The following is a 15,361-nucleotide window of genomic DNA, read 5'->3' on the forward strand; positions in this document are numbered from 1 at the left end:
GGGAATCAAAATGATCGAATCGATCGGCATCGATCATCTGGTCATTGACGGCGCGGCCCGCACGTTCATATATTCGGCCACGTCCCCGCGCCTCGCGGCACCATCTCGACCTCTCCCGGGAGTCAGCGCATGCTCACGCACGACCAGGACGGCTTCCGGCGCGCAGAGCGCCCCCACCGCATCGTGTCGGGGGCCCTGCACTACTTCCGGGTCCATCCCGACCTGTGGGAGGACCGCCTCACCCGGCTGCGCGCCCTGGGCGTCAACACCGTGGACACCTACGTCCCCTGGAACTTCCACGAGACCGCCCCGGGCAAGGCCGACTTCACCGGCTGGCGCGACCTCGGCCGGTTCTTGACGGTCGCCCAGGACCTCGGCCTCGACGCCATCGTCCGGCCCGGCCCGTACATCTGCGCCGAATGGGACTTCGGCGGTCTGCCCGCCCGTCTGCTCGCCGTCGACGGCCTGCGCCTGCGCTGCTCCGACCCCCGCTTCCAGGCCGAGGTGGACGGCTGGTTCGACCTGGTCGTCCCCGAGCTGCTGCCCCACCTCGCGAGCCGCGGCGGCCCCGTCGTCGCCGTACAGATCGAGAACGAGTACGGCTCGTACGGCAACGACGCCCGCTACCGCGCCCACGTAGAGCGCGGGCTCGTCGAACGCGGCGTCGACTGCCTGCTGTTCACCGCGGACGGTCCCGAAGACGCCATGCTGCAGGGCGGCATGCTCCCCGGCAGGCTCGCCACCGCCACCTTCGGAGCCAAGCCCGCCCAGCGTCTCGCGTCCCTGCGCCGCTACCAGCGGACCGGACCGCTCACCGCGATGGAGTTCTGGATCGGCTGGTTCGACCACTGGGGCGAGGAGCACCACGTACGCCCGGCCGAGGAGGCGGCGCGCTCGCTCGACGAACTCCTGGCCTCCGGCGCCTCCGTCAACCTCTACATGGCCCACGGCGGCACCAACTTCGGCTACTGGGCCGGCGCCAACCACTCCGGCTCCCGACCCGGCGACCCCGGCTACCAGCCCACCGTCACCAGCTACGACTACGACGCCCCCATCGGCGAGGCGGGCGAACTGACGGCGAAGTTCCACGCGTTCCGCGAGGTCATCGGCAAGTACCTGCCGCTGCCCGAAGGCCCGCTGCCCGCGCCGCCGCCCCGGATGACACCAGCCCGCGCCGTCCCCGGGGGCGTCGCGCCGCTCCTCGCCCACCTGGACGTCCTCGCCGGGGACCCGGTCCTGCGTCCGGCCCCCGAGCCCATGGAGAAGCTCGGCCAGGACCACGGCCTGATCCACTACCGCACCACGATCACCGGGCCCCGCCCCGCCATGCCCGTCAGGATCGACGGGCTCGGCGACCGCGCGTACGTCTTCGCGGACGGCGCGCCGCTCGGCATCCTCGACCGCAACGCCCCCGACGAGGGCCTCGACCTGCCCGTCGGCGAGGCCGGGGTCGTCCTCGACCTCCTCGTCCGGGCCCAGGGCCGGGTCAACTACGGACCCCTGCTCGACGACCGCAAGGGCATCACGCGCGCCGTGCGCCACGGCCACCAGCACCTCTTCGAGTGGGAGATACGGCCGCTGCCGCTCGCCGACACGGCAGGTCCCGGCGCCCTGCGGTGGTCGGCGGACGGAGCCGAGCCGGGCAGGCCCGCCTTCCACCGGTTCACCCATTCCCTCACCGAGCCGCCCGCGGACGGCTTCCTCGACCTGGCCGGCTGGGGCACCGGCCTGGTCTGGCTCAACGGCTTCCTCCTGGGCCACTACGACACCCCGCGCGGCCCGCAGCGCACCCTGTACGCCCCCGCCCCGCTGTGGCAGGCCGGTGCCAACGAGATCGTCGTCCTCGAACTGGAGCAGCCCGGAACCGAGCTGCCGCTGCGCGACCAGCCCGACCTCGGCCGTCCCACGGTCGTCGACATCGACTACTGAGAAGCGCCGGACGGCGCCGGTCGGCCCGATCCGAAGCCCTGGCGGTACCCGGCAGAGGTTGTCCACAGGCGCATGCCCGGCCCCAACCTCTCGGCCTAGACTGGCGACTTGGTTGATCATCTGCCGGACGAGCACGGAGGAACGAAGAGCATGCGCTATCTCCCCCTGGGCAATTCAGGCCTTCAGGTGTCCGCGATCGGGCTCGGCTGCAACAACTTCGGTGGCCGCCTCGACGTCCGGGCCACCCGCGGGGTGGTGGACGCCGCGCTCGACGCCGGCATCACCCTCCTCGACACCGCCGACATCTACGGGGGCCTCGGAGGCTCCGAAACCCAGCTCGGCGAGGTCCTCAAGGGCCGCCGCGACCAGGTGGTCCTCGCCACCAAGTTCGGCTACCACTCCATGGACATGGGATACGGGGCCGCCGCCGGCTCCCGCGGCGGCCGCGCCTACATCCGGCGTGCCGTCGAGGAGTCCCTGCGCCGCCTGCAGACCGACCACATCGACCTCTACCAGCTGCACAGCCCCGACCCCTCCGTCGCCATCGGGGAGACCCTCGCCGCGCTCACCGAGCTCGTCGCCGAAGGCAAGATCCGCTACATCGGACACTCGAACCTCTCCGGCTGGCAGCTCGCCGAAGCCGCCCACGTCGCCCGCGAGACCGGCGCCACTCCCTTCGTCTCCGCCCAGAACGAATGGTCGCTCCTCCAGAGGTCGGCGGAGCGCGAGCTCGTCCCGGCCGCCCTGCACTACGGCGTCGGCGTCCTGCCGTACTTCCCGCTCGCCAACGGCCTGCTGACGGGCAAGATCCGCCGGGGCGCCCCCGTACCGGCCGGCTCCCGCCTCGAAGGCCGCGACGCCTACCTCACCGACGCGCGCCTCGACATCGTGGAGGCCCTGGCCGCGCTCGCCGAGAAGCACGGCCGCACCGTCCTGGAACTCGCCATCGGCTGGCTCGGCGCCCAGCCCGGCTGCTCCTCCGTCATCGCGGGCGCCACCTCGGCCGAGCAGGTGCGCGCCAATGCGGCCGTCGCCGACCGGCCGCTCGACGCCGAACTGCTGGCCGAGGTCGACGCCATAGCGGGGGCCGCGGAGTGACCTGCCCTACGGGGTCGGTTGCCCTTCGGGGGCTTCGGAAGCGGACTGCGAGGCGTTCGCCGAGGCGCTCGGCGACGGGCTGGCCGAGGAGGTAGCCGAAGAGCTGGGCGAAGCGCTTGCGGAGGGGCTCGCGGTGGGGCTCGCGTACGCGGTGCCCGTCGGCGCGCCGGTCAGGACCTCCACCAGGCCGGTGTCCAGCGAGTAGTAGGCGCCGACCACGGCCAGGGAGCCCTTCGCCACCAGGGGCGCCAGGTCCGCGTTGGCCCGCAACTCGTCCGCCGTCACCTTGATCTGGTTGCGGATCATCGTGTCGACCGGGTCGGCGCCGGGATCCTTGACGGTCAGCTCGTACGCCGGTTCCAGGGCCTTGGTGATCGCCTGCAGGTTGCCCGGCAGCGGCTTGCCTTCCTGGAGTGACTTGTACGCGGCGGAGACCGCCCCGCACCGCTGGTGCCCGAGGACGAGGACCAGCGGTGTGCCGCCCGTCATCGGTCCGTACTCCACCGACCCGGTGACCACGGGGCCGACCGCCTGCCCGCCGGTGCGCAGCACGTACAGGTCCCCGAGTCCGGTGTCGAAGAGGAGTTCCGGCGGCACCCGGGAGTCGATGCATGCGAGGACGGAGCCGAAGGGATCCTGGGCCTGCGCCACCAGCCGGCGCCGGTCCGGATCCCGGTCGGGGTGGTTGAGGCTGCCGCTGACCCAGCGCTTGTTGCCCTCCATCAGCCGGGCGTACGCGGCCTCCGGAGTGCTGGGCCGCGGTTCCGGTGCGGCCGTCGTCGCCTTCGGGGCGCTCTTCGCGGAGCACCCCGAGAGCGTGGTCGCGGCGGCCACCGCGGCGGCGAGGCCTCCGGTCAGTACGAACCTGCGCGGCGGAAGTTCTGCTCTGTCCATCGGGTCTACCCCTCGGTGCTGCTCGCGGCGGCGTCCTGGCCGTGGCGATTGTTCAGCCCGGGAGGGGCGCAGCCGTGGCAGGCACACGCGGGCGCGGGCGCCTGTGCCACGGACGGCCGATAGCGGGGGCGCCCGAGCCCGGGGGTCAGGACACGATGTCCTTGCGCGCGAACCCGCGGAACGCGAGCGCGAACAGCACCAGCGCATACGACACCGACACCGCCGCGCCCTTGATCATTCCGCCCCATTCCAGCTGCGGCTGCAGGGCATCGGCCCACGCGAACTGCCAGTGCGCCGGCAGGAACTCCCGCCAGGATCCCAGGGCCGTCACCGCGTCCAGCACGTTGCCGACGATCGTCAGACCGACCGCCCCGCCCACCGCGCCCAGCGGCGCGTCCGTCCGGGTCGACAGCCAGAACGCCAGCCCGGCCGTGACCAGCTGGGACACGAAGATGAACGCGACGGCGATCGCCAGCCGCCCCACGGTGTCCCCGGCCGCCAGGGCGCCGCCCGTCGGGAGCCTCAGCGGCCCCCACCCGTACGCCGCCGTGCCCGCCGCCAGCGCCACCACCGGCAGCAGCACCATCGCCGCCAGGCTGAACCCCAGCGCCACCACCAGCTTGCTCCACAGCAGCCGGGCCCTGGGCACGGGCGAGGCCAGCAGGTAGCGCAGCGAGGACCAGCTGGCCTCGGAGGCCACCGTGTCCCCGCAGAACAGCGCCACCGGCACCACCAGTAGGAACCCGGCCGAGACGAACAGACAGGTGGCCGCGAAGTTCGCGCCCGAGGCCGTCGCCGTGTCGATCAAGGTGATCCGGCCGTTGCCGCCGCCCCGGCTGCCCGGTCCGCCACCCACCGCGAAGGCGATCATCAGGACGAACGGCAGTGCGGCGAGGATCCCGGCCATCACCAGCGTCCGCCGCCGTCGCCACTGCCGCAGCGCCTCCACGCGCAGCGGCAGCGTACGGCTCGCCCGGTAGCCGGGGGCCACCTCGGTCACCGCAGCACCCCCGACACTGTCCGGCGCATCCGTCACGGCGCTCATGCCGCACCTCCGATGAGGGTGAGGAAGGCGTCCTCGAGCCTCCGGTGCGGTCCCACTCCGGACACCGGCACCTCCAGCCGTACGAGTTCGGTGATCAGCTCGGCGGCGCTCGCGCCGTCCAGCCGTACCAGCAGCCCGTCTTCGGTGCGGTCCACGGATTCCACTCCCTCCAGCGCGGCCAGCTTGCCGACCGTCACCTCGTCCACCGGCCCGGCCAGGGTCACCAGCAGGGTGTCCCCGCCGCCGGTGATCTCGGCGACCTCGCCCGCCTGTACGAGGCGGCCGCGGTCCATGACCACCAGGTGCGTACAGGACTGCTCCACCTCCGACAGCAGGTGGCTGGAGACGATGACCGTCCGCCCGGCCGCCGCGTAGCGGATCATCACGTCGCGCATCTCGCGGATCTGCGGCGGGTCCAGACCGTTCGTCGGCTCGTCGAGGATCAGCAGGTCGGGCATCCCGAGCATGGCCTGCGCGATCGCGAGCCGCTGGCGCATGCCCTGCGAGTACGTGCGTACCGCGCGCTCCAGGGCGTCGCCGAGCCCGGCGATCTCCAGGGCCTCCTCCATGTGCGAGTCCTCGGCGGGGCGGCCGGTGGCCTGCCAGTACAGCTCCAGATTGGCGCGTCCGGTCAGGTGCGGCAGGAAGCCGGCGCCCTCCACGAAGGCTCCGACCCGCGACAGCACCGGCGCGCCGGCCCGTACCGCGTGCCCGAACACCCGGATCTCCCCGGCGTCCGGGGTGATCAGGCCCATCAGCATCCGCAGGGTCGTGGTCTTGCCCGCGCCGTTGGGCCCGAGCAGGCCGAGCACCTGGCCCTTCTCGACCCGGAAGGACAGGTCCCGTACGGCGTAGCGGTCCTGCGCCCTGGCATAGCGCTTGGTCAGCCCCGTGATCTCCAGTGGTACGTCGGCCAGCTCCGGTTCGGGCTGCGGTGCGCCCGCCCGGATCCCGCCCCGCCCCCGACCGGTCCTGCGGATCCCCACCAGCCCCGCGGCCAGCAGCAGCGCCCCGAGCGGCATCCCCCAGGTCCACGCGGGCAGCCCCGAAGACGCCGTGCGCACCCCTTCCGCGACGGGCACGGCCAGCGGCCCCTGCGCCGAGACGGTGTACGTGGCGGGCGCGGCCGGGGAGGCGTAGCCCAGGTCGGTGGCGGCGACGACGAGCCGCAGCCGGTGCCCCGCCGCGAAAGCGTGGTCGATCGCGGGCAGCCGCATCTCGACGGTCCGGTCCTGCTGCGCGTTCTCCACGCGGACCGGGGCCACCAGCTGACTCGGCAGCACCTGCTGGCGGCCGTCGGGTCCGACGTCGTAGACCTTGCCGAACAGGACGGCCGAACCGTCCGCAGCCGTCGACCTCACCTTTAGGGTGACAGTCGGGGTCCCGGTGATCCGCACCTCGTCGGTCAGCGGCTCCGATTCGAACCGTGCGTTCTGACCGGGGAAGTCGAGCGAGAGCCCGCCTCCGAGGGCGGCGAGCTGCCCGCCGATGCCCGGGAGCGCGGACAGCGCGGGCGGGGCCCCGCCCGCCGGATTGCCGAAGCTCTGCTCGCGGCCGGCCAGTGCGAACTCGCGCGGGCCGGACAGCAGCCCGGGGTAGGTGGAGCCGGTCGCCCCGCGGAGTTTGACCTCGCCGTCGGTCGAGTCGATGCCGCCGGAGCGGGAGACCCGGAAGACGGGGCCGGTGTCCACGGAGGGGTCTTCCTTGAGGTAGCGGTCGAACCAGGTCTTCACCCGGCCCTCGACGCGGTCCGCCTCGCGCATGCCGCCGTCGTGGCCGCCCGCAGCCCAGTCCACGGAGACGGGAGCCCCGTTGGCGGCGATGGCCCTGGCCATGGCGTCGGCCTGGTCCAGGGGGAAGAGGGAATCGTCCTGGCCCTGTGTGATCAGGGTCGGGACCTTGATCGCGGAGCCGACGGCGGAGGGGCTGCGCCGCTCCAGGAGCGCCCGGGCCTCCGGATCGGGCTTGCCGGCCACCGCGACCCGCTCGTACATGGCGCACAGCTCGGGCTGGAAGCGCCCGCACCCCTGGCCGGAGGCCGGGGCGCTGGCTGCGGGGGCTCCGGTCGTGGCCGGGGCGGCGTTCGCGGCGGAGGCTCCGGGCTGGAGCCCGCCCGCGGAGCCGGTGGTGAAGAAGAGGCCCGCCCACAGCTTCTTGAAGACGTCGTTCGGGAAGAGGGAGTCCGCGAGGTTCCAGTAGGTGATGGAGGGGGCGATGGCGTCCACGCGCGGGTCGTGACCGGCCGCGAGGAGGGAGATCGCCCCGCCGTAGGAGCCGCCGGCGATGCCCACCCGCGGATCGCCCGCCGCGTCGAGCCGGACCCCGGGGCGGGCCGCGACCCAGTCGATCAGCCGGGAGACGTCCTTGACCTCGTAGTCGGGGTCGTTCAGCCCGATGCTGCCGCCGGAGCGGCCGAACCCGCGCGCCGACCAGGTCAGGACCGCGTAACCGTCGCGGGCGAGCCGTTCGGCCTGCGGCCGGACGTCCTCCTTGCTGCCGCCGAAGCCGTGCGCGAGGAGGACGACGGGACGTTTCGCCCCGCCGCCTTGGCCCTGACCGCCCCGGTCGCCGGAGGTGAAGTACGAGATGTCGATTCCGGCGCCGGGCATGTCGAGCACCCGGTCCTCACGGTGCACGGCCGGGTCCTCGCCGGCCGCGGCCGTGGCGGTCAGCGTGCCCGCCCCCGCGACGACGGCGAGCGCGGCAGCGCCCGCGAGCAGGCGGCTTCGGCGGCGCCGGGGCAGTCGGAGCTTCATACGGGAACCCTAATCGCCGGGTCCGCCCGGCCCGCGCTCCCGAAGGCTGAACTGCCGACGTTCTCAAGGACTACTTCACCCGGCGTCCGTACCGCGCCTGCGGTACACCCGGCGGCGCCCGCGGTGTACGCCGAGGAGTTGTCCCGCGGCCCCGCGCGTCCCGCCGCTCGGGGTGACCGGTCGCCCCGCGCGTCCCGCCGCTCGGCGTGACCCGTCGACCTGCGCGGCGCGCCGACCGGCGGGAGGATGGCCGCATGCTGCTGGCCGAGGTCGCGCGCGTGTCCCGGGAGGTGGCCGAGACCTCCGCCCGGTCCCGGAAGACCGAACTGCTCGCCGGGGTCTTCGCCGCCGCGCCCCCGGAGGAGGCCGCGCTCGTGGTCTCGTACCTCGCCGGACGGCTCCCGCAGGGGCGTCCGGGGATCGGCTGGCGTGCGCTGGCCCGCGACACGGAGCCCGCCGCCGACCCCACCCTGACCGTGTCCGCCGTGGACGCCGAGGTGACGCGGCTCGCCGCCGTCGCCGGGACCGGTGCGCAGGCAGAGCGCCGCCGGATCCTGGACGGCCTGCTCGGCGCCGCCACCGAGCCGGAGCAGCGGTTCCTGCGCAGCCTGCTCTCCGGCGAGGTCCGCCAGGGCGCATTGGACGCCGTGGCCCTGGAGGGCGTGGCCGCCGCGGCCGGGGTGCCGGCCGCCGAACTGCGCCGGGCCGCGATGCTCGACGGCTCCCTGCCCCGGGTGGCGGCGGCGGTCCTGGCCGACGGGGCGGCGGCCTTGCGCGGGGTGACCCTGCGCGTGGGGCATCCCGTACAGCCGATGCTGGCGAACACCGCCAAGTCGGTGGCCGAGGCGCTGGCCGCGCTCGGGCCGTGCGCGGTGGAGGAGAAGCTCGACGGGATCCGGGTGCAGGTCCACCGCGAGGGGAACGAGGTACGGGTGTACACGCGTTCCCTCGACGAGATCACCGACCGGTTGCCGGAGGTGGCCGAGCTGGCCCGGTCGCTGCCGGGCGAGCGGTTCATCCTCGACGGGGAGGTCATCGGGCGGCCGGGGGCCGACGGGCGGCCGGTGCCGTTCCAGGAGGTGGCGAGCCGGGTCGGCTCGCGGGTCGACGTCGAGGCCGCCCGGCGGACCCTTCCGGTCGACGCCTTCTTCTTCGACGTCCTGGCGGCGGGCGCGGACGTACTCCTCGACCTGCCGGTGCGCGAGCGCTACGAGGTCCTTGCCGCCCTGGTGCCCGAGGAGTCCCGGGTGCGCCGCCTGGTGGTCGAGGACCCGGCGGCGCGGCTCGCCGACGCGGAGGAGTTCGGGGCCGAAACGCTGCGCCGGGGTCACGAGGGGGTGATGGTCAAGGCCCTCGACTCCGCCTACGCGGCCGGCCGCCGCGGCAAACACTGGCTCAAGGTGAAACCGGTGCACACCCTGGACCTCGTGGTGCTCGCCGTCGAACGGGGCCACGGCCGCCGCACCGGGCTCCTGTCCAACCTGCACCTGGGCGCACGGGCGGCCGACGGCAGCTACGCCATGCTCGGCAAGACCTTCAAGGGACTCACCGACGAGATGCTGCGCTGGCAGACCGAACGGCTCGGCGAGCTCGCCGTCGAGGACGACGGCTTCACCGTCCGGGTCCGCCCCGAACTGGTCGTGGAGATCGCCTACGACGGCCTGCAGCGCTCACCGCGCTACCCGGCCGGGGTGGCCCTGCGTTTCGCGCGGGTCCTGCGGCACCGTCCCGACAAGCGGGCGGAGGACGCGGACACGGTGGAGACGGTGCTGGGCGAGCGCGGGCCGGGGCATCCGCCGGCCCAGGACCGATAGGACCCCGGGGATGCCGGAAGCAGGGGCTGTTTTGCCTCAGAGGCAACGCGGATTGCCAGAGGGGTAAGGATCTGGCTCAATCGGGGCATGACAACCGGCCCTGCCCCCGGCCCCGAAGACGCGGCCGACTTCGCCAACGACCTCAACGACGACACCGGCGCGAGCGCGGCCGTCGACGGCCCCGAGCTGCCCACCGTGGCCCCGCAGCTGCGCGAGCTCCGCCGCCGCGCCGGACTGACCCTGGAAGCCGCCGCCGCGCGGGCCCGGCTCTCGCCCGCCCACCTGTCACGACTGGAGACCGGCCGACGCCAGCCCTCGCTGCCGCTGCTGCTCGGTCTCGCCCGCACCTACGGTACGACGGTCTCGGAGCTGCTGGGGGAGACCCCGGCCGTGGCCGATCCCATCGTACGGGCCGGCGGCCCCGGCGCCCGCGAGGCCGACGGCTGGACGTACTGGCAGGCCGGCGGCTCCGGCCGCGGGATGCAGGCGCTGCGCGTGCACGTGCCCCACGGCCGGAGCCAGGGCGAGCTGGTCCGCGTACATCCAGGGGAGGAGTGGCTGTACGTGCTGAAGGGGCGGCTGCGGCTGCACCTCGGGGAGAGCGAGCACCTGCTGGAGCCGGGGGACAGCGCGCACTTCGACTCGCTCACCGCGCACCGGATCGGCGCGGCCTCGTCCGCCGGAGCCGACCTGCTGTTCGTCCACACCCTGCTGCAGAGCAGCCTCGCCGGGCTGTGCCTGGGCGGTACCAGCACCTCCATCACCAGCACCACGCGCCACCAGTAGTCGACCCGACAGCCGAAGGAGCCGTACCCGTGGCCCAGACAGAACAGCAGCCCGACGCCGAGCAGAACCCGACCGTGCTGCGGCGCATCGAGTCGAAGTTCCCGCGCGGTCTGGTCATCCGGCTCGTTGCCTACTTGTTCGTAGGCCATCTCTTCGCCTTCTTCGTCTACTTGCTCTTCGTCCTGGGCGCCCAGCGCCAGTGAGGACGGGTGCGAAGTTTCCGTTCGCGGCTCTAGGAACCTGCAAGTCTTGAAGTTACCCTCCGCGCATGATTTCCACGGTTGTCTGGGGTACCGGCAACGTCGGCCGTTTGGCCATCCGTGCCGTAGAGGCCCATCCGGCGCTGAAACTGGCCGCCGTCATCGTCCACAATCCCGAGAAGGTCGGCCGGGACGCCGGTGAACTCGGCGAACTCGACTACGAGGTCGGTGTCGCGGCCACCGACGACATCGAGGCGGTGCTCGCCGCCCGCCCGCAGGCCGTCTTCTACGCGGCGTCCGGCGACATCCGCCCCGACGACGCCCTCGCCGACATCACCCGGGCGATCCGCTCCGGCGCCGTCGTCGTCAGCCCCGCCCTCTATCCGCTCTACGACTACCGCAACGCACCACCGGAGTTCCTCGATCCGGTGACCACCGCGGTCGCGGAGGGCGGCGGCTCGCTCTTCGCCTCCGGCGTCGACCCAGGCTGGGGCAACGACGTGCTCCCGCTCCTGCTCAGCGGACTCGGCACCCGGGTCGACGTCATCCGCTGCCAGGAGATCTTCGACTACTCCACCTACGACCAGCCGGACTCGGTCCGCCTCCTCGTCGGCATGGGCCAGCCCATGGACTTCGAACCGATGATGCTGATGCCGTCCATCCCGACCATGGTGTGGGGCGGTCAGATACGGATGATGGCCCGCGCCCTGGGCGTCGAACTCGACGACATCCGCGAGACGGTGGACCGCCGCGCCCTCGACACCACCGTCACCACGCGGACGATGGGCGAGTTCGAGGCCGGCACCCAGGGCGCCATCCGCTTCGAAGTGCAGGGCATCGTCGAGGGCGAACCCCGCATCGTCATCGAGCACGTCACCCGCATCCACGCCTCCTGCGCCCCCGACTGGCCGTCCCCGCCCGACGGCGGGGACGGAGCCCACCGGGTCGTCATCGAGGGCCGCCCGCACATCGAGGTCACCATCGAGGCCACGGACGAGGGCGAGAACCGTTCCGCGGGCGGCAACGCCACCGCCGTCGGCCGTCTCGTCGGTGCCATCGACTGGCTGGTGGAGGCCGAACCGGGGCTCTACGACGCCCTGGACATCCCGCTGCGCCCCGCCATCGGCAAACTCGGAAGGAAACACCCATGAGGATCGACGTACCCGAAGGCCAGCACCCCATCGAGTACGTATGGGGCGACCTGGTACCCGGCATCGGGATGGCCGCGGCCAACTTCTCGCTGTCGGTGTACGCCCACACCACCCTGGGGCTGCGCGAGTTCGAGGCGGCCCGGCTGCGCGTGGCGCAGATCAACGGGTGCATCTTCTGCCTGGACTGGCGCACGGACCGGGACGGGGAGAAGGTCGAGGACGAGTTCCCCGAGGCCGTCACCGAGTGGCGCACGACCGACCGCTTCGACGAGCGCACCCGGCTGGCGGCGGAGTACGCCGAGCGGTACTGCCTCGACCACCACGGCCTGGACGAGGAGTTCTGGGAGCGGATGACGGCGCTCTACAGCCAGGTCGAGATCGTGGAACTGACGATGAGCATCGGGTCCTGGCTGGCCTTCGGCCGGCTCAACCACGTGCTCGGCCTCGACAGCGTGTGCATGCTGCCGGGCCAGTCAACTTGACCCACCCCTAAAGGACCGGGCTTGGAGGTAGCCGCCCGACTGGCTGCCGGGTTGCTCCTCCGTCCGGACCACCTACGGGGTGGCTGGGACGCGTGACTCACGCCCCGCAATCCACACGCTCTCGCCGCGCGCGGCGATGCTGTGGGACGCGTTGTCGTCCGCGTGGGCCAGGAACCCGCAGGCCCTGCACGCGAACGTTGCTTGATCGACACGGTTCTTCCGGTCGAGGTGGCCGCATTCGGAGCATTGCTGGCTGGTGTACGCCGGATCGACGTACACCAGCGGCACCCCGGCCCGGCGCGCCTTGTACTCAAGGAACTGGCCGAGCTGGTGGAAGCTCCACGAATGCAGTTGTGCCCGCTGGCCCTTGCGGAGCCGTACCCGGTCACGGATGCCCTGAAGATCTTCCAGAGCGATCCCGCGGCCGGTGCGTTCAGCGGTGGTGACGATGGTCTTCGAGACGATGTGGTTGACGTTCGCGGCATGCCGCGTTTCCTTGCGGGCACGGTGCTTGAGCCGCCGCTTGGCGGACTTGGTGCCCTTGGCCTGGAGCTTGCGCCGAAGATCCATCTGCCGCTTGCGGTGACGGTTCAGGCCGCGTCCGGCGGCACCGTAGCCGGTGGAGGTGGTCGCGATGTTGGCGATGCCCAGGTCCACGCCGACGAACCCGGCCGGCTCGAATTGCTCGGCCTCAGGGATCTCGCACACCGCGATCAGGTAGAACACGCCGTCGCGTTCGATCAGGTCCGACTCTCCCCGACGAAACTCACGAAGCGTCTTGAGAGCGTCCGCCGAGCAGGCGAACCGCAGGCTCTTGATCCGCCCGGCGGTCGTCCGGATGCTGACGCTCTGCGCGTCGTACTGCCACGACAGGCACCGGTCGTCATACGGCTGCGCCGCGTCGGGACGGAAGACGATCGGCTTCGACTCGGCCTTGACCCTGCGCTTCGAACCGGGCTTGCCCAGGTTCCCTGCGCGGATGTTCGCCTTCAACGTGGTGTAGGCGTCGCGGGTCTTCTTGATGACGTGCTGGGCGGCCTGCGCCCCCAACCCCCGAGCCTTCAACTCCAGGTAGGTGTGCTTCCGCAGGGCATACTCACGCGGCACGCCCCGCTCGAACGCCGCACGGGACACCCAGCGCGCGGCCTCATTGACCGTGTGCAGGGTTGCCGAAAGTGCGGCGGCCTGGACGGCCTCCGGCATCGGCTTCACCTGCACGACGATCTTCATGCCGGTGATCGTAGCGTTGCCCTATGTCACCGCTCTGGGAACCAAACGCCAATGCCTGCGGGTCAGAGCAATCCAGAGAAGCGATACCGACCGGGCCTGAAACCGCGGGACTCCTCGCTGGGTCCGGGGCCGTCGGTGAATCCGACGGCCCCGGGCCTTCGCGCTGTCTGCCGCGATCTGGTGAGCCCTTGCGGGCCGGGCGCTACAGGTCGGTGGCGATGATCTTCTCGATGTTGCGCTCGGCGAGCGCGGTGATGGTGACGAACGGGTTGACGCTGGTGTTGCCCGGGATGAGCGCGCCGTCGATGACGTACAGACCGGTGTAGCCGTGCAGGCGACCGTAGTTGTCGGTGGCCTTGTTCAGGATCGCGCCGCCGAGGGGGTGGTAGGTGAGGTGGTCGCCCCAGATCTTGTTGGTGCCGAAGAGGTCGGTCCGGTAGATCGTCCCCTCCTTCGAGTTGATCTTGTCGAAGATGGTCTTGGCCATGTCGATGGACGGCTGCTTCCAGGCCGTCTGCCAGTTCAGCTTGACCGCGCCCGAGGCCGCGTCGTAGCTGAACTCCGCGCGGTTCGGGTTCTTCGTGATCGACAGGTAGAAGGACGCGTAGGTCTCGATGCCGGTCGGCAGCGGGGCCACCTCGGCGAAGGCGCCGCCCGCGTCCCAGTTGTCGATGCCGCCGCAGGGGATCGACGCCTGCACCTTGCCGGTCGGGTCCCACATGTGGTTGGCCCGGCCGACCATGACGTTGCCGTTGTCGCCCCAGCCCTTGCCGATCTCCGAGTTCAGGTTGGGCAGCGCGCCGGTGGCCTTCAGCCGGACGAGCAGCTTGCTGGTGCCGACGCTGCCGGCTGCGAAGAACACCTTGTCCGCGAGGACGGTCTTGGTGCCGATGGTGTCGCCGGTGGTGTTGATCTGCTCGATGACGACCGTGTACCCGCCGCCGGAGGCCTGGGAGACCGAAGTCACCTTGTGCAGGGGCGAGATGGTCACCTTGCCGGTGGCCTTGGCCTGGGCGATGTAGGTCTTCTGGAGGGACTTCTTGCCGTAGTTGTTGCCGTAGAGGATCTCACCGGCCACCGCGGACTTGGTGACGGTCCCGGCCGCCTCCTGCTTCATGTAGTCCCAGTCGTATACGTCCGGGACGAAGACGAAGGGGAAGCCGGAGCGCTGGGCGTGCTTGCGGCCGACCCGGGCGAACTGGTAGCAGTCGACGGTGTCGAACCAGGCCGGGTCGATCAGGCCGACGCCGAGGCCCGCGTTGGCGCGCGGGTAGTAGGTGCTGTACATCTCCTCCGCGTCCACGGAGGGGAGGATGGCGCCGAAGTTCGCGCGCCTGGGCGTGACCGCCATGCCGCCGTTGACCAGCGAGCCGCCGCCGACACCGCGGCCCTGGTAGACGATGATGCCGCCCATTTCCTCGGCATCCAGGATGCCGGTGTAGCGCGGGATGTCCTTGTCGATGGGGAAGCCCAGGAAGTTGCTCAGGGGCTGCTTGGTCTTGGTGCGCAGCCAGTAGGAGCGCTGGTCCGGGCTGGTGGTGCTGCAGAAGATCTTGCCGTCCGAGCCCGGAGTGTCCCAGGCCATGCCCATCTCGATCATGTGGACGTCCACGCCGGCCTGGGCGAGCCGCAGGGCGGCGACGGAGCCGCCGTACCCGGTGCCGATCACCAGGGCCGGTACGTGGGCGCCGTTGTCGATGGGGCCGGCGGCGGTCGCGTCGGCCGTGGCGGCCTGCGCTTGGGTCGAGGTGATCGGACCAGCAAGGGCCATGGCCCCCAGAATGGAACCTGTTCTACCCAGAAACCCGCGACGCGAGACGCCGTTGGTGTTGGTTTTGTGCAGGCTTTTGTCGCTCATGTGAGCTTCCTCACTCTAGGCTGAATGAGAACGAGTTCTACTGCCGAGTGCTTGTGAAGTCACTAGATACGCCTAGGTATCTTTCGCCGATCATGGTCATGGAGTGCGCCGGTCCGCG

At 71.7% G+C, this 15,361-nt stretch carries 12 protein-coding genes; 7 read left to right on the forward strand and 5 right to left on the reverse strand.

The genetic code is table 11. From position 1 onward, the window contains the following. Positions 1–129: 129 nt before the first annotated feature. Both OHU74_RS32620 and OHU74_RS32625 read left to right on the forward strand, forming a co-directional pair. Positions 130–1,929 (forward strand): beta-galactosidase family protein, encoded by a 1,800-nt coding sequence (locus OHU74_RS32620; protein ID WP_371619231.1) that lies wholly within the window; start codon positions 130–132, stop codon positions 1,927–1,929. 150 nt (positions 1,930–2,079) lie between these two features. Then, positions 2,080–3,027 (forward strand): aldo/keto reductase, encoded by a 948-nt coding sequence (locus OHU74_RS32625; RefSeq protein WP_371619232.1) that lies wholly within the window; start codon positions 2,080–2,082, stop codon positions 3,025–3,027. A 6-nt stretch (positions 3,028–3,033) separates the two neighbouring features. On the opposite strand, the gene OHU74_RS32630 is transcribed toward OHU74_RS32625, so the two are convergent. From OHU74_RS32630 to OHU74_RS32640, 3 genes are all read right to left on the reverse strand, one after another. After that, complete coding sequence (locus OHU74_RS32630) at positions 3,034–3,921, reverse strand: carbonic anhydrase (protein ID WP_371619233.1); 888 nt, start codon at positions 3,919–3,921, stop codon at positions 3,034–3,036. Positions 3,922–4,066: 145 nt separating this feature from the next. Further along, the gene (locus OHU74_RS32635; protein ID WP_371619234.1) at positions 4,067–4,966 is read right to left on the reverse strand and encodes an ABC transporter permease; all 900 of its coding nucleotides are present in this window, start codon (positions 4,964–4,966) and stop codon (positions 4,067–4,069) included. Next, a complete protein-coding gene (locus OHU74_RS32640) occupies positions 4,963–7,722 on the reverse strand; it encodes an alpha/beta fold hydrolase (RefSeq protein ID WP_371619235.1) in 2,760 nt (919 codons plus the stop codon). The genes OHU74_RS32635 and OHU74_RS32640 overlap by 4 nt, the downstream gene beginning before the upstream one ends. A gap of 254 nt (positions 7,723–7,976) precedes the next feature. Between OHU74_RS32640 and OHU74_RS32645 the strand changes: the two genes are divergently transcribed. The 5 genes from OHU74_RS32645 to OHU74_RS32665 all read left to right on the forward strand — a co-directional run bounded on the left by OHU74_RS32645 (position 7,977) and on the right by OHU74_RS32665 (position 12,155). Then, positions 7,977–9,536, forward strand: a complete 1,560-nt coding sequence (locus OHU74_RS32645; protein WP_371619236.1) for an ATP-dependent DNA ligase — start codon at positions 7,977–7,979, stop codon at positions 9,534–9,536. Between the two features lie 87 nt (positions 9,537–9,623). Continuing rightward, positions 9,624–10,322, forward strand: a complete 699-nt coding sequence (locus OHU74_RS32650; protein WP_371619237.1) for a helix-turn-helix domain-containing protein — start codon at positions 9,624–9,626, stop codon at positions 10,320–10,322. A 29-nt stretch (positions 10,323–10,351) separates the two neighbouring features. Next, positions 10,352–10,525 (forward strand): DUF6126 family protein, encoded by a 174-nt coding sequence (locus OHU74_RS32655; protein WP_371619238.1) that lies wholly within the window; start codon positions 10,352–10,354, stop codon positions 10,523–10,525. 65 nt (positions 10,526–10,590) lie between these two features. Further along, positions 10,591–11,673 (forward strand): dihydrodipicolinate reductase, encoded by a 1,083-nt coding sequence (locus tag OHU74_RS32660; RefSeq protein WP_371619239.1) that lies wholly within the window; start codon positions 10,591–10,593, stop codon positions 11,671–11,673. Next, positions 11,670–12,155: a carboxymuconolactone decarboxylase family protein gene (locus OHU74_RS32665; RefSeq protein ID WP_371619240.1), complete on the forward strand. Its 486-nt coding sequence runs from the start codon at positions 11,670–11,672 to the stop codon at positions 12,153–12,155. Before OHU74_RS32660 ends, OHU74_RS32665 begins: the two co-directional genes overlap by 4 nt. Before the next feature lie 72 nt (positions 12,156–12,227). On the opposite strand, the gene OHU74_RS32670 is transcribed toward OHU74_RS32665, so the two are convergent. Both OHU74_RS32670 and OHU74_RS32675 read right to left on the reverse strand, forming a co-directional pair. Continuing rightward, a complete protein-coding gene (locus tag OHU74_RS32670; RefSeq protein WP_371619241.1) occupies positions 12,228–13,385 on the reverse strand; it encodes an RNA-guided endonuclease InsQ/TnpB family protein in 1,158 nt (385 codons plus the stop codon). A 202-nt stretch (positions 13,386–13,587) separates the two neighbouring features. Continuing rightward, on the reverse strand, positions 13,588–15,243 hold the full coding sequence (locus OHU74_RS32675; RefSeq protein ID WP_371619242.1) for a GMC oxidoreductase: 1,656 nt from the start codon (positions 15,241–15,243) through the stop codon (positions 13,588–13,590). Between the last annotated feature and the right edge of the window lie 118 nt (positions 15,244–15,361).

The sequence above is a fragment of the Streptomyces sp. NBC_00454 genome, from assembly GCF_041434015.1.
Lineage (GTDB): Bacteria > Actinomycetota > Actinomycetes > Streptomycetales > Streptomycetaceae > Streptomyces.

What these genes read in the sequence shown, in the direction of transcription:
- OHU74_RS32640 (WP_371619235.1), bottom strand. Translation starts at nt 7,722, where the DNA reads ATGAAGCTCCGACTGCCCCGGCGCCGCCGAAGCCGCCTGCTCGCGGGC.
- OHU74_RS32625 (WP_371619232.1), top strand. Translation starts at nt 2,080, where the DNA reads ATGCGCTATCTCCCCCTGGGCAATTCAGGCCTTCAGGTGTCCGCGATC.
- OHU74_RS32620 (WP_371619231.1), top strand. Translation starts at nt 130, where the DNA reads ATGCTCACGCACGACCAGGACGGCTTCCGGCGCGCAGAGCGCCCCCAC.
- OHU74_RS32675 (WP_371619242.1), bottom strand. Translation starts at nt 15,243, where the DNA reads ATGAGCGACAAAAGCCTGCACAAAACCAACACCAACGGCGTCTCGCGT.
- OHU74_RS32660 (WP_371619239.1), top strand. Translation starts at nt 10,591, where the DNA reads ATGATTTCCACGGTTGTCTGGGGTACCGGCAACGTCGGCCGTTTGGCC.
- OHU74_RS32670 (WP_371619241.1), bottom strand. Translation starts at nt 13,385, where the DNA reads ATGAAGATCGTCGTGCAGGTGAAGCCGATGCCGGAGGCCGTCCAGGCC.
- OHU74_RS32650 (WP_371619237.1), top strand. Translation starts at nt 9,624, where the DNA reads ATGACAACCGGCCCTGCCCCCGGCCCCGAAGACGCGGCCGACTTCGCC.
- OHU74_RS32635 (WP_371619234.1), bottom strand. Translation starts at nt 4,966, where the DNA reads ATGAGCGCCGTGACGGATGCGCCGGACAGTGTCGGGGGTGCTGCGGTG.
- OHU74_RS32645 (WP_371619236.1), top strand. Translation starts at nt 7,977, where the DNA reads ATGCTGCTGGCCGAGGTCGCGCGCGTGTCCCGGGAGGTGGCCGAGACC.
- OHU74_RS32630 (WP_371619233.1), bottom strand. Translation starts at nt 3,921, where the DNA reads ATGGACAGAGCAGAACTTCCGCCGCGCAGGTTCGTACTGACCGGAGGC.
- OHU74_RS32665 (WP_371619240.1), top strand. Translation starts at nt 11,670, where the DNA reads ATGAGGATCGACGTACCCGAAGGCCAGCACCCCATCGAGTACGTATGG.